This window comes from Ralstonia sp. Ralssp135 (genome assembly GCF_047304345.1).
GTDB classification, from domain to species: domain Bacteria; phylum Pseudomonadota; class Gammaproteobacteria; order Burkholderiales; family Burkholderiaceae; genus Ralstonia; species Ralstonia chuxiongensis.
Genome location: NZ_JBGLYZ010000008.1, coordinates 15,439 through 29,297, shown reverse-complemented (window position 1 = coordinate 29,297; position 13,859 = coordinate 15,439). Strand labels below are relative to the sequence as shown.

The window sequence follows — 13,859 nt, the reverse complement described above, 5'->3', positions numbered from 1 at the left end:
CGTGATTTAAAGCCGCCCCGCCACCCATGAAGCACCAGAAGATCGAGTTCTACCGTCATCCGGCCGGTGGCTGGGGCGCGCTTAAAAGCGTTGCGCATCAACTGCTGTCGCAGGGCATCGCGGCCAAGGGCGCCAAGACGATGCTGTCGGCCAACCAGCCCGACGGCTTCGACTGCCCCGGCTGCGCCTGGCCCGACCGCGACCACGCCTCCACCTTCGAGTTCTGCGAGAACGGCGTCAAAGCCGTGGCTGCAGAAGCGACGTCGCGCCGCACCACGCCGGAATTCTTCGCACAGCACACCGTGCGGGAGTTGGCCGACTGGTCCGACTACGCCCTCGAAGACCAAGGGCGCCTGACGCACCCGATGGTCTACGACGCGGCCAGCGACAAATACGTCCCGATCGAATGGGATGCCGCCTTCGCGCTGATCGCGCAGCACCTGCGCGCGCTGCCCGATCCGAACCAGGCGATCTTCTACACCTCCGGCCGCACCAGCAATGAGGCGGCCTTCCTCTACCAGTTGTTCGTGCGCGCCTACGGCACGAACAATTTCCCCGACTGCTCCAACATGTGCCACGAGCCTTCCGGCACGGGCATGCGGGGCAGCATCGGCGTTGGCAAGGGCACCGTCACGCTCGACGATTTCACCCGCGCCGACGCCATCTTCATCTTTGGCCAGAACCCGGGGACGAACCACCCGCGCATGCTGGGTGAGCTGCGCGAGGCGTCCAAGCGCGGCGCCAAGATTGTTTCGTTCAACCCGCTGCGCGAGCGCGGGCTGGAGCGCTTTGCCGATCCGCAAAGCAAGATCGAGATGCTGACGCTGGGCTCCACGCGCATCAGCACCGAATACCACCAGGTGCGCATCGGCGGCGACCTGGCCACCGTCAAAGGCATCATCAAACACGTGATCGAGCGTGACGACGTGGCACGCAGCCGCGGAGAGCCCGCCATCATCGACCACGCCTTCATCGCCCAGCACACCGGCGGCTACGACGCCTTTGCCGCCGACGTGCGCGCGGAATCGTGGGCGACCATCGAAGCGGAATCGGGCCTGCCGGAGAACGAAATCCGCCAGGCTGGCGACACGTACATCAATGCCGGCAGCGTCATCGCCTGCTGGGGCATGGGCATCACGCAGCACAAGCATTCGGTCGCGACGATTCAGATGATCGTCAACCTGTTGCTCCTGCGGGGCAACATCGGCCGCCCGGGCGCCGGTGCGTGCCCCGTGCGCGGCCACAGCAACGTGCAGGGCGATCGCACGATGGGCATTTACGAGAAGCCCGCGCCGGCGTTTCTGGATCGGCTGGAGCAGGTCTTCGGGATTCAAGTACCGCGCGAACATGGTTATGACACCGTCGGCGCCATCGAAGCAATGCGCAATGGCGCGGCACGTGTGTTCTTTGCGATGGGCGGCAACTTCGCAGCGGCCACGCCAGACACTGCCGCCACGTGGGCGGGCCTGCGCCAGTGCGACCTGACCGTGCACGTGACCACCAAGCTCAACCGCAGCCACATCGTGCACGGCAAGGCCGCGCTGATCCTGCCGTGCCTGGGCCGCACCGAAGTCGACCAACAGGCCGGCGGCACGCAAGGCGTGACGGTGGAAGATTCGATGAGCATGGTGCACATGTCGGCGGGCATCAATCCGCCGGCCTCGCCGCATTTGCTGTCGGAACCGGCCATCGTGGCGCGGCTGGCGGAAGCCACGCTGCCCGAGAGCACCATCCCGTGGCGCTGGCTGGTGGAAGATTACGACCGCATTCGCGAACGCATTGAAGCCGTGTTCGACGACTTTGCCGGCTTCAACGAGAAGATCCGCGTGCCGGGCGGCTTCCGCCTGCGCAACACCGCATCCGAACGGGTGTGGAACACGCCGTCGGGCAAGGCGGAATTCCACACGCACGCGGTGCCGACCGACACACCAGTCCATCGCGCCCGCGAGCGCCATGCCGACGCCACCGTCTTTACGCTGGCCACGGTGCGATCGCACGATCAGTACAACACCACCATCTATGGCATGGACGACCGCTACCGCGGCGTGTTCGGCCAGCGCCGCGTGGTCTTCATCAATAAGGAAGACCTGCACACGATCCGCATGAAAGACGGTGAGTGGGTCGACATGGTGACGCTGTCAGACGACGGCACCACGCGCCGCGCCGATGGCTTCCGTCTGGTGGCGTATGACATTCCGCGTGGCTGCCTGGCGGCGTATTACCCCGAGACCAATCCGTTGGTGCCGCTGTCTTCCGTGGCTGACCAGGCCCGCACGCCGACGTCCAAGTCGATTCCGGTGATGCTGGTACCGAGCCAGGCCGAGCGCACCGCCGAGTCCCAAGCGGCCACCACGGCAGAAGCCTGATGTCTACCGAGCCGGCGTGGTCTGCGCTGCAACTGGCGCTGCTGGCCGCATTGCGCGACACCGACGCCGGCAAACCGGTGTCGCTGCCGTGGCTGACCAAGCGCGTAGGCGAGCGCGCCAGCACGGTGCTACGCGCGCTGCATCCGTTGGCTGACGCCGGCCTGCTGCGCGTCGCCATGGACGACACACGCTGGCTCATCGTGCTGCTCGACGCCGGCCGCGTTCTGCCCGATTTCACTGCATGACTTTTCTGCCCCGCCACCCCGCCGGCTTGCCCGTCGTTTCCACCATCGCGACAAGACGCACGCGCACCGGCACGCAAGAAGAGGCCTCCACCGCTGTCGCCGATGAAGCACCGGTCGCGCTGGTCTTCAACGGCATCACGCATGCGGTGATGATGGCGTCGCCAGCCGACCTGGAAGACTTTGCACTGGGTTTCGCGCTGTCCGAAGGCATCATCGACAGTCGCGCGGATTGGCGTGGCGCAGACGTGGAAACGCACCCGCATGGGCTTGAAGTGCATGCGGAAATCGCTTCGCATTGCTTCGTGCGGCTGAAGGAACGCCGCCGCGCGCTGGCCGGCCCGACCGGCTGCGGCCTGTGTGGCATTGAAAGCCTGCAGACCTTTGAAGATGCACCGACCCCGCTAGTCCCGCCCACGTGGATAGCCGCATTGGCCGACGCGCAAGTGCTGGACGCCATGCACGCGATGACAGCACATCAGCCGGCCAACGCGCTCACCGGCGGCTTGCATGCCGCGGGCTGGGTACCCGCAGATGGCAACGCGCCACTGCACGTGCTGGAAGACGTAGGCCGTCACAACGCGCTGGACAAGCTGATCGGCCGGCTGGCCCGGCTCGGCATCCGCCCCGCAGACGGGTTCATCGTCATGACAAGCCGCGCGAGCTTCGAACTGGCGCGCAAGTGTGTGCAGGTACAGGTGCCACTGCTGGCGACAATCTCCGCGCCGTCCTCGTTGGCGATCCGCCACGCCAAGGCCGGACAGCTGACACTGCTGGCGTTCTGCCGGGGCGAGAGCGTGACGCGGTTTGCGTAGCGCACAGCACGCCCGAGGCTAAATCTCCACCTTGCTCCCCAGCTCGACCAGTCGGTTGGCGGGAATCCGGAAAAAGTCCGACGGCTTGGCGCTGTTGTGTTGCATCCAGGCAAACAGCGATTCGCGCCACATCGCCATGCCGGGCAGCGGCGACGGCACCACCGTGGCGCGCGTAATGAAGAACGAGGTTTCCATATCTTCAAAAACGATGCCCAGTCGCTCACCCACGTTACGGACGATCTCGTCTACGGCCGGTGTTTCCTTGAAGCCGAAATCCACCACGGCCGTGTGGATGTCGTCGCCAATGGTTTTGATAACCAGGCGCTTGGCTGGGTCCACATACGGCACGGCCAGCGTGCGGAAGTGGATGAACAGCACGCGCTTGTGCAGCACGTGGTTGTGCTTGAGGTTGTGCAGCAACGCCAAGGGCACGAAATCCATGCTCGGCGTGAGATACACGGCCGTGCCGTCCACACGATACGGTGGATGGCGCAGCAGCCCTTCCATGAATGGTTCGAGCGGAATGCCACCTTCTACATTGCGCGCCTTCAACAGCTGCGTGCCCGAGTGCCACGTCACCATCAGGAAGAAGATCAAGCCACCCAGCAGCAGCGGAAACCAGCCACCCGCGGCAATCTTCAGCAGGTTGGCGGAAAAGAAGGACAAATCCACCGCCAGGAAAACCGTGCCGATGCAGGCCACCAGCCACAGGCGCCACTTCCAGGCGTTACGCATGACGACCGTGACTAGACCCGTCGTGAGCACCATGGTGGTCGTTACCGCAATACCGTAGGCCGCAGCCAGGTTGTCGGACTTGCCGAAAGCCAACACCACCGCTACCACCAGCACCAGGAGCATGTAGTTGACCACCGGCACGTAGATCTGGCCGATCTCCACATCCGACGTGTAGAGAATCTTCATGCGCGGCGCATAGCCCAGATGCACGGCCTGCGCCGTCATCGAAAATGCACCTGAGATGACTGCCTGCGACGCAATGACGGTGGCCGCCGTGGCCAATACCACCATCGGACCCACTGCCCAGTTCGGCATCAACAGGAAGAACGGGTTCTGCACGGCGCTCGGCTCGCGCAGCAGCAAGGCGCCCTGGCCAAAGTAGTTCAGCAACAGGCACGGCATGGCAATGTAGAACCACGCATAGCGGATCGGGCGCACGCCAAAGTGGCCCATGTCGGCGTACAGCGCCTCAGCGCCGGTCAGCGCCAGAAACACCGAGCCGAACACGATGAACGCCAGCACCGTATGCCGGAATCCGAACTCGATGGCGTACACAGGGCTCAGTGCCACCAATATCTGCGGCGACTTCGCCACCGAAACCACCCCCATCAGCCCCAGCAGCAGGAACCAGAGCACCATGATTGGCCCGAACAGGCGCCCCACCACGTGCGTGCCCTGCTTCTGGATCAAAAACAGGGCGATCAGCACGATCAGCGCCAAAGGCAACACCCACTTCTGCAACGCGGGCGCCATGATCTCCATGCCCTCAATGGCGGAGAGCACCGAAATGGCGGGTGTGATGACGGCATCGCCGTAGAACATGGCGGCCCCCAGCAGGCCGAGCAGCATCAACGTGCGTGTGAACCGGGCGCCTCCCCTGCTTGCGCGCATGGCTAGCGCCGTCAGGGCGAGGATGCCACCTTCGCCGTTGTTGTCCGCGCGCATAACGAACAACACGTATTTGACGGACACCACCAGCGTCATCGCCCAGAACAGCATCGACAGGATGCCGAAGACGGTCTGATCGGAAAACGGAACCCCATGCTCGGGGTTGAAGCATTCCTTTAGCGCGTACAGGGGGCTGGTGCCGATGTCCCCGAAAACCACGCCGATTGCGCCAATCATGGTGGCCATCAACGCGGGATTTTTTTTGGTTTTACTGGCTGCGGCGGTCGTCATGGATAGGCTGCGACTGGAACGACGGGGGCGCACGCAATTCTCGTGCACCGTCTGCGGCGCTGGCTTTACGGGGCGAGCCGAGTGCGGCAGAAGCCACTAAAGCTTAGGTGAAAACGCGCGGTTTTGCGCCGGTGTTTGCACCGATGGCAAGCCTGCGCCAACCCTGCTGAGCGGCTGAAAACAACATGTCCACCGGGTCTAAGCAAAAAGCTTAAAAAAACAGACTTTGACGGGGAGACGCGCCAAGCATATATTCACCAAACGATCGTTTGGCCGGTTCGGCCGGGTCTGCCAGCTGTGTTTGTATTTGGCCGGCGGCCGATCGATTTCTCAACTTCACGACTCAAAATCATGGCTACTGGTACCGTCAAGTGGTTCAACGACGCAAAGGGTTTCGGCTTCATTACCCCGGATGATGGCGGCGAAGACCTTTTCGCACATTTCTCTGCTATCAACTCCGCAGGCTTCAAAAGCCTGAAGGAAGGTCAGAAGGTGTCGTTCGAAGTCACGCAAGGCCCTAAGGGCAAGCAAGCTTCGAACATCGTGCCCCAGTAACAAGGAGCACGCGGGCGCGGTAACCCGGTTTTGGCTTGCCGCGCGGGGTTTCCTCGCGCGTGTATTGGCCGGGATATTCCGCCAGGCAGGTTGTTCAGTACGTGTTTGCCATCAAGCAGTCGGAGGGTCATCGGAAGCGGTGACCTGGTTTGACGAACCCCTATAGGGAGCATGCAATGGCCAGCCGAATTGAAGAGAACGCCGTTCAGTATGATCCGCCCGCCGGGGCAGCTGCAGAAATGCATGCTGCCCCGAGTTTCATTCGGGATTCGGAAATCCAGTTTTCGCGCTCGCAGACATTCCATGAAGGGCAGCGCGTCAGTTTTGACGTAGAGATCGGGCCCGACGGCGAACTGATCGCCGTCAACATCAAACCAATATGACGCGCCGGTTTCAACTCGGCATGTTCAAAAGAAAAAGGGAGGCATTGCCTCCCTTTCTCATGGGTGATGCGCCGGATTACTTGGCTGTCGGCATCACGAACTCGGCGCCCTTGGCAATCGAATCCGGCCAGCGTTGCATCACGCTCTTGTAACGCGTGTAGAAACGAACACCTTCTTCCCCATAGGCGTGGTGGTCACCGAACAGCGAGCGCTTCCAGCCGCCAAAACTATGCCACGCCATCGGCACCGGAATCGGCACGTTGATCCCGACCATACCCACCTGGATCTGCCGGGCAAATGCGCGCGCCACGCCGCCATCGCTCGTGTAGCACGACACGCCGTTGCCGAACTCGTGCGCGTTGATCAGGTTCACCGCCTCGGCAAGATCATGCACGCGCACCACCGAAAGCACCGGGCCGAAGATCTCTTCCTTGTAGATCGTCATGCCAGGCTTGACGTGGTCGAACAGCGTGCCGCCGGTGAAGAAGCCTTCGGCATGGCCCTCGACCGTGTGGCCGCGGCCGTCCACCACCAGCCTGGCGCCCTCTTCCACGCCCTTGGCGATATAGCCTTCAACCTTGGCCTTGTGCGCGGCGGTCACGAGCGGGCCCATTTCGCTGTCGCCTTGCATGCCGTTGCCGATCTTGAGCGCGCGGGCACGCTCGGCAAGGCGCGGGACCAGCTTGTCAGCCACGTCACCCACCGCCACGGCCACGGAGATCGCCATGCAACGCTCGCCAGCGGAACCGTAGCCGGCACCGATCAGGGCATCCACGGCTTGGTCGAGGTCCGCATCCGGCATGACCACGAGGTGGTTCTTTGCGCCACCCAGGGCTTGCACGCGCTTGCCGCGCTTGGTGCCCTCGGCGTAGATGTATTCGGCGATGGGCGTGCTGCCGACGAACGAGACGGCCTGCACATCCGGATGCTCGAGCAGCGCATCGACGGCATCCTTGCCGCCCTGTACGACGTTGAACACGCCATCGGGCAGGCCAGCCTGCTTGAGCAGGTCGGCAATCATCAGACTGGGGGTCGGATCGCGCTCGCTCGGCTTGAGGATGAACGTGTTGCCGCACGCCAGTGCCACCGGCGCCATCCACATCGGCACCATGAACGGGAAGTTGAACGGCGTGATGCCGGCCACCACGCCCAGCGGTTGGCGCAGGTTCCAGTTGTCGATGCCGCCGCCAATGTTGTCGGTGAAGTCGGTCTTGAGCAGGTTCGGAATGCCGCACGCGAACTCGACCACTTCAATGCCGCGCGTGACTTCGCCCTTGGCATCGGAGAACACCTTGCCGTGCTCCCGCGTGATGGCGGCAGCCAGGGCGTCCTGGTTCTGGTCGAGCAGTTCCTTGAACTTGAACAGAACGCGCGAGCGCTTGAGCGGCGAGGTCTCGGCCCAGTCGGCGGCGGCCGCATGCGCCGCGGCCACGGCCGCGTCCACTTCGGATTTGCCACCCAGCAGCACCTGCGCGCTCACGGCGCCCGTGGCGGGGTTGAACACATCGGCGCTGCGCGTGCCGTTGCCGGCATGGCGTTGCCCGCCGATGTAATGGCTGATGACGGATTCCGTCACGGCGGGATCAATCGGTCGGTTCATTTCAGGCTACCTCTTGCAGAACGGTGCGAACGGTGTCGAAGATACGCGCGATCTGCGCCTCTTCGATGATGAGCGGCGGGGAGAACGCCAGGATGTCGCCGGTGTAGCGCACCAGCACGCCACGCTCCAGGCATTTCAGGAAGACTTCGTAAGCGCGCGCGCCCACCGCGCCCGGCCGCGATTCCAGCTCGATGCCGGCGACCAGGCCCAGGTTGCGGATGTCCTTCACATGCGGCGCGCCCTTGACCGAATGCGCCGCTGCTTCAAACGCCGGCGACATCGCACGTGCGCGCTCGAACAGCCCTTCGCTGCGGTACAGATCCAGCGCGGCCACCGCCGCTGCCGCCGCCAAGGGGTGCGCCGAATACGTATAGCCGTGGAACAGCTCGATCGCGCCTGGCGCGCCGGCATCGACCACGGTGTCGTGCACCGACTGGCGCACGGCCACAGCGCCCATCGGCACGGCAGCGTTGTTGATGCCCTTGGCCATCGTCAGCAGATCCGGCGTCACGCCAAAGAACTCCGCTGCCGTTGCCGCGCCAAGGCGGCCAAAACCGGTAATAACCTCGTCGAAGATCAGCAGGATGCCGTGCTTGTCGCACAGCGCGCGCAGGCGCTGCAGATAGCCCTTGGGCGGCACCAGCACGCCCGTAGAACCTGCCAGCGGCTCAACGATGACGGCGGCAATGGTCGACGCGTCGTGCAGCGTGACAAGCCGCTCCAGCTCGTCGGCCAGGTGCTCGCCCCAGGCCGGCTGGCCTTTGGAAAATGCATTGTGCTCAGGCGCATGCGTGTGCGGCAGGTGGTCGACGCTCGGCAGCAGGTTGGCCGAGAACGCCTTGCGGTTTGGCGAGATGCCGCCCACCGAGATGCCGCCGAAACCCACCCCGTGATAGCCGCGCTCGCGACCGATCAGGCGTGTGCGCTGCCCTTCGCCCCGTGCGCGGTGGTACGCCAACGCAATCTTGAGCGCGGTATCCACCGCTTCCGAACCGGAGTTGACGAAGAAGATGCGATTCAGACCCTCCGGCATGATCTCGGCGACTTTTTCTGCCGCACGAAACGCCAGCGGGTGACCCATCTGGAAGGTGGGCGCGAAATCCAGCGTGGCGGCCTGCGTGGTGATGGCGTCGACGATTTCCTTGCGGCAGTGCCCGGCATTGACGCACCACAGGCCCGCCGTGCCGTCCAGCACTTCGCGGCCGTCGCCGTCGCGGTAGTACATGCCCTGGGCAGACGTCAGCAGGCGCGGCGCAGCCTTGTACTGGCGGTTAGCCGTGAAGGGCATCCAGAAGTAAGACAGATCGGTGGTTTCCAGCGGGTGCGGTGCGGGTTTCATCGGTCACTCCGAAAAAACAGCGGAAAGGGAATGGACTGGCAAGCCAGCCGTTGGAGCAAACTGTACAGAGTCAAATGCGACACGGACATGCACAGATGGCGGTTCTATAAGAAACTGTATAGGCGCCGACCACCCCGCCATGCCGCATCGCAACATGCAACTCGAACTCGATCCTTCTCATCCCCAGCGTACGTTGGTCGACCAGATCGTCCAAGGCATTCGTGCGGCGGTCGACAGCCATACCCTGCTGCCGGGCACGCGGCTGCCCTCCGTGCGCAAGTTGGCGCAGGCCCACGATGTGAGCACCTTTACGGTGGCGGAGGCCTATACGCGGCTGGCGGCGCTGGGCGCCATCGTGGCGCGGCCGCGCTCGGGCTATCTGGTGGCGGCGCGCACCCCCACCCAACCAGCGCCGGTGGCCCCGCGCTGGGAGCCGCCCACACTCAACGCGGCGTGGCTGCTGTCGGATGTGTTTGCCGATCGCTCCATCGCCATCAAACCGGGCTGCGGCTGGCTGCCGAACGACTGGCTGGACGAGCGCGGCGTGCAGGAAGCCATGCGCGCGGTGAGCCGGGTTTCCGCGCTGCGGGTGGCAGGCTACGGACACCCGTGGGGTTACGCCCCGCTGGGCGAATACGTGGCGCAGTCGCTTGCGCTGCGGGGGTTGCCGGTGGAACGCTCGCAAGTGCTGCTGACCAGCGGCGCCACGCAGGCGCTCGACCTGATCGTCCGCACCTTGTTCAAGGCCGGCGACGTCGTGGCCGTGGATGATCCGGGCTACTGCAACGTGCTCCAGGTGCTCAAGCTGGCCGGCATGCGCGTGGTCGGGGTGCCACGCACACCCGATGGGCTCGACACAGCGGCATTGGAAACCATCCTCCGCGCGGACGATGCGGACCGGCCGCGCGCGCTCTTCACCAGCTCCGTGCTGCAGAACCCCACCGGCTCGTCGATGACCGCGCAAAACGCTTACCGCGTGCTGCAACTGGCCGAACAACACGGCCTCTGGATCGTTGAAGACGATCTGCACCGCGAGCTGGCCGACCCCGCCGCGCCCATGCTGGCCTCGCTCGATGGCCTTCGCCGCACGTTGTACGTGAGCGGCTTCTCCAAGACGATCTCGCCGTCATTGCGTGCGGGCTACGTGGTGGCCGATGCCGCCATCACGCGCGAGCTGGCGCGTACCAAGATGGCCGTGGCACTCACCTCGTCGGAAATCACCGAGCGCATCGTGCACGCGTTCGTCACGCGCCCCGTCTATGCCGAACACGTGGCGCGGCTGATTGCACGACTGGGAGAAGCGCACACGCAAGTCGAAGCCCTCATGCGCCAACATGGTGCCGAACTGTTCGATACACCGGGGCGCGGCCTCTTCCTATGGGCCCGGCTGCCGGGCCACGCAGATGCCGCTGCGCTGGCCAATCGGGCCATCGACCACAACATCTGGCTCGCGCCGGGACAGTACTTCCGGCCGCATGACGAGCCCAGCCCGTGGCTGCGCTTCAACGTGGCTTACTCCGCCGAACCGGCACTCTGGGAATTCCTCTCGCACGCGTAACGGCGCTGCCCAGCATGCGTCGCAATGACGTATTGCATGCAATCAATCACGTTACGGGCACTCAAACGTGAAATCGGCGTGACCGGATGGTTGCAGCGTCACACAAGCGCGACACGATGCGCTGTCGCCTACCGTTCTCTTGCGCCGTACCGATTCCCAACGCCACTTGCAGCCCAACCTGCACAAGGAGTGCCATGGACATCAAGACCGTCCGCGAAACCGCGTTCGCAATGCCGCTCACGAGCCCCGCGTACCCGCCCGGCCCGTACCGCTTCATCCATCGCGAGTTCTTCATCATCACGTATCGCACCGACCCGGCCAAGCTGCGCGCCATGGTGCCGGAGCCGCTGGAGGTGCCTGAACCGCTGGTCGCCTACGAGTTCATCCGCATGGCCGACTCAACCGGCTTTGGCGATTACACCGAGAGCGGCCAGGTCATCCCAGTCACCTACGAAGGCAAGCCCGGCACGTACACGCTCGCGATGTATTTGGACGACCATCCGCCCTTGGCCGGCGGACGTGAAATGTGGGGCTTTCCCAAGAAGCTCGCCTCACCCCAGCTCGTGACCGACAAGGACACGCTGATCGGCACGCTCGACTACGGCCCCGTGCGCGTGGCAACCGGCACCATGGGTTACAAGCACCGCGAGCTGGACCTGGCCGAGCAGAAACGCCGCCTGGAGCGCCCGAACTTTCTGCTCAAGATCATTCCGCACGTGGACGGCAAGACCGCGCGCATCTGCGAGCTGTCGCGCAACTACATGATTGACGTCGACATGAAAGGTGCCTGGACGGGTCCGGCATCGTTGGAGTTGGCGCACCATGCACTGGCGCCCGTGGCCGAACTGCCCGTGCTGGAGATTGTCGAAGCCCGACACATCATTGCAGACCTGACCCTTGGCATGGGCGAGGTCGTGTTCGATTACCTCGCGCAGTGATGCCTGCCCGACGCCATCCTTTTTTCCGTCAACCCTCGGAGTACACACATGTCTGATTTGAAAGGCAAAGTCGCTGTCGTCACGGGTGCCGCCAGCGGCATCGGCAAGCAGATCGCCCTCACGCTCGCCAATTCGGGCGCGGCCATCGCCATCGTTGACTTGAACGAAGACGGCGCCAAGGCCGTCGCCAAAGAGATCACCGATGCAGGCGGCAAGGCGATCGGCCTGCGCATGGACGTCACCGACGAGCAAGCCGTGGACAGCGGCATCGATCGCGTGGCTGAAGAGCTCGGCTCGGTCGACATCCTCGTGTCGAACGCCGGCATCCAGATCGTCAACCCGTTCGTGAGCTACTCGTTTGCCGACTGGAAGAAGATGCAGGCCATCCACGTCGACGGCGCGTTTCTGACCACACGCGCCGCGCTGCGCCACATGTACAAGGACGACCGTGGCGGCGTGGTGATCTACATGGGGTCGGTGCACTCGCACGAGGGCTCGCCTCTCAAGTCGGCCTACGTGGCGGCCAAGCACGCGCTGCTCGGCCTGAACAAGGTGCTGGCCAAGGAAGGCGCGGCGCATAACGTGCGTTCGCACGTGGTGTGCCCCGGTTTTGTGCGCACGCCGCTGGTCGAAAAGCAGATTCCCGAGCAGGCTAAGGAACTCGGCATCACCGAAGACGAGGTCGTGAAAAAGGTCATGCTGGGTGATACCGTGGACGGCGTATTCACCACGGTGGAAGACGTGGCCGAGACGGTACGCTTCCTGGCCACGTTCCCGAGCGCCGCGCTGACTGGCCAATCGTTCGTGGTGAGCCACGGCTGGTTCATGCAGTAAATCTCAGCACACGCAAGGAGGTTGGAGAAGATATGCCCGCACCCAAACTACGCGTGGCCGCAAGCAAGCGGCCCACGCCGGCAGAATCGTCGCGCCCGGCAGATGCGCCGCTCACCACGGCTCAGCGCATCGTGCTGCCGGCGTACGAGAACATCGCGCTGGTGCTGCAAGGCGGCGGCGCGCTTGGCTCGTACCAGGCCGGCGTGTTCGAAGGGCTGGACGAAGCCGGCATCGTGCCGAACTGGATTGCGGGCATCTCCATCGGGGCACTGAATACGGCCATCATTGCCGGCAATGCGCCCGAGCATCGGCAAGCAAAGCTGCGTGAGTTCTGGCAGATCATCACGCAGCCGACGTTCTCGCCGCCGCTGCCTGACATCCTGGAAAACGCCTGGTTTGACGGCAATGCGCATCTGCGCAAATGGCTGACCGCCATGCAGGCCGCCGACACGCTGCTCGAGGGCCAGCGCGGTTTTTTTACACCGCGCTTTCCCGCTCCGCTTCCAGCCAACGAAGTCGACCCGCTCGAAGCCAGCTACTACGACACCACGCCGCTCAAAGCGACGCTGGAACGCCTGTGCGATTTTGACCGCATCAACGACGGCGGCATCCGCGTGTCAGTGGGCGCCGTGAACGTCCGCACGGGCAACCTGGAAGCCTTCGACAACACCGAGCGCCGTCTGCGCGCGGAGCACTTCATGGCATCGGGCGCGCTGCCGCCGGGCTTTCCGCCCGTGCTGATCGACGGCGAGTATTACTGGGACGGCGGTGTCGTCTCCAACACACCGCTGTCGTATGTGCTGGGCACCAAGCCGCGCCGCGACACGCTGGTGTTTCAGGTAGACCTCTGGAGCGCGCTGGGCCCGGTGCCCAATACCATGATCGGCGTGGCCAGCCGGCAGAAGGACTTGCAGTACTCCAGCCGCACGCGGCTTACCACCGACTGGATGGAGCGTTCGCAATCCACGCGCCGGCTCATGCGCAAGCTGCTCGATCACCTGCCGCCGAAGGAGTTCGAGCGCACGCAGTGGTACAAGCACGCGCAGGAGATGGCCTGTACCAAGCGCTACAACGTCTTCCACCTCATCTACGCTGCCAAGGAACACGAAGGGCCGGGCAAGGACATCCAGTTCGGGCCGTCGACCATGCGCGACCACTGGGCCTCGGGCCTGGCGGATATTCGCGAATCGCTCTCGCACCCGGAGTGGCTGGAGATGCCCGATAACGACACGGGCTTCGTCACGCACGACATCCACCGCCATCCCGGCGTGGAGCGGGAAGACAAGCGGCTCTGAGCTGTTCGCCGCTGAATTCT

The 13,859-nt window shown here is 64.1% G+C and carries 12 protein-coding genes; 9 read left to right on the top strand and 3 right to left on the bottom strand.

What is annotated here, in order from left to right; genetic code table 11:
• Positions 1-26: 26 nt before the first annotated feature.
• Genes ACCD03_RS08370 through fdhD form a run of 3 tightly spaced genes read left to right on the top strand, consistent with a single transcriptional unit; the run spans position 27 to position 3,423 of the window.
• Positions 27-2,366, top strand: coding sequence for an FdhF/YdeP family oxidoreductase (locus tag ACCD03_RS08370; protein WP_413411281.1), 2,340 nt, complete (start codon positions 27-29; stop codon positions 2,364-2,366).
• Positions 2,366-2,611, top strand: coding sequence for a MarR family transcriptional regulator (locus ACCD03_RS08365; RefSeq protein ID WP_413411280.1), 246 nt, complete (start codon positions 2,366-2,368; stop codon positions 2,609-2,611). Before ACCD03_RS08370 ends, ACCD03_RS08365 begins: the two co-directional genes overlap by 1 nt.
• Positions 2,608-3,423, top strand: a complete 816-nt coding sequence (fdhD, locus tag ACCD03_RS08360) for a formate dehydrogenase accessory sulfurtransferase FdhD (protein ID WP_413411279.1) — start codon at positions 2,608-2,610, stop codon at positions 3,421-3,423. The genes ACCD03_RS08365 and fdhD overlap by 4 nt, the downstream gene beginning before the upstream one ends.
• Positions 3,424-3,441: 18 nt before the next feature.
• Here the strand turns inward: fdhD and ACCD03_RS08355 are convergent, their stop codons facing one another.
• On the bottom strand, positions 3,442-5,337 hold the full coding sequence (locus ACCD03_RS08355) for a potassium transporter Kup (RefSeq protein WP_316674526.1): 1,896 nt from the start codon (positions 5,335-5,337) through the stop codon (positions 3,442-3,444).
• A 351-nt stretch (positions 5,338-5,688) separates the two neighbouring features.
• Between ACCD03_RS08355 and ACCD03_RS08350 the strand changes: the two genes are divergently transcribed.
• On the top strand, positions 5,689-5,892 hold the full coding sequence (locus tag ACCD03_RS08350) for a cold-shock protein (RefSeq protein ID WP_004627322.1): 204 nt from the start codon (positions 5,689-5,691) through the stop codon (positions 5,890-5,892).
• 176 nt (positions 5,893-6,068) lie between these two features.
• Complete coding sequence (locus ACCD03_RS08345; RefSeq protein WP_024978714.1) at positions 6,069-6,275, top strand: cold-shock protein; 207 nt, start codon at positions 6,069-6,071, stop codon at positions 6,273-6,275.
• Positions 6,276-6,351: 76 nt separating this feature from the next.
• On the opposite strand, the gene ACCD03_RS08340 is transcribed toward ACCD03_RS08345, so the two are convergent.
• Entirely contained in the window at positions 6,352-7,875 is a 1,524-nt protein-coding gene (locus tag ACCD03_RS08340) for a CoA-acylating methylmalonate-semialdehyde dehydrogenase (RefSeq protein ID WP_413411278.1), read from the bottom strand.
• 1 nt (position 7,876) lies between these two features.
• Positions 7,877-9,214 carry an aspartate aminotransferase family protein gene (locus tag ACCD03_RS08335; RefSeq protein WP_325652944.1) on the bottom strand — a complete coding sequence of 446 codons (1,338 nt, stop codon included), beginning with the start codon at positions 9,212-9,214 and terminating at the stop codon, positions 7,877-7,879.
• Between the two features lie 154 nt (positions 9,215-9,368).
• Here ACCD03_RS08335 and ACCD03_RS08330 point away from each other — a divergent pair, with 154 nt between their 5' ends.
• The 4 genes from ACCD03_RS08330 to ACCD03_RS08315 all read left to right on the top strand — a co-directional run bounded on the left by ACCD03_RS08330 (position 9,369) and on the right by ACCD03_RS08315 (position 13,839).
• Positions 9,369-10,772 carry a PLP-dependent aminotransferase family protein gene (locus ACCD03_RS08330; RefSeq protein WP_413411277.1) on the top strand — a complete coding sequence of 468 codons (1,404 nt, stop codon included), beginning with the start codon at positions 9,369-9,371 and terminating at the stop codon, positions 10,770-10,772.
• A gap of 194 nt (positions 10,773-10,966) precedes the next feature.
• A complete protein-coding gene (locus ACCD03_RS08325; protein ID WP_316674534.1) occupies positions 10,967-11,710 on the top strand; it encodes an acetoacetate decarboxylase in 744 nt (247 codons plus the stop codon).
• Positions 11,711-11,758: 48 nt separating this feature from the next.
• The gene (locus ACCD03_RS08320; protein WP_316674536.1) at positions 11,759-12,544 is read left to right on the top strand and encodes a 3-hydroxybutyrate dehydrogenase; all 786 of its coding nucleotides are present in this window, start codon (positions 11,759-11,761) and stop codon (positions 12,542-12,544) included.
• Positions 12,545-12,576: 32 nt separating this feature from the next.
• Positions 12,577-13,839: a DUF3734 domain-containing protein gene (locus tag ACCD03_RS08315; protein ID WP_024978708.1), complete on the top strand. Its 1,263-nt coding sequence runs from the start codon at positions 12,577-12,579 to the stop codon at positions 13,837-13,839.
• Positions 13,840-13,859: the final 20 nt, after the last annotated feature.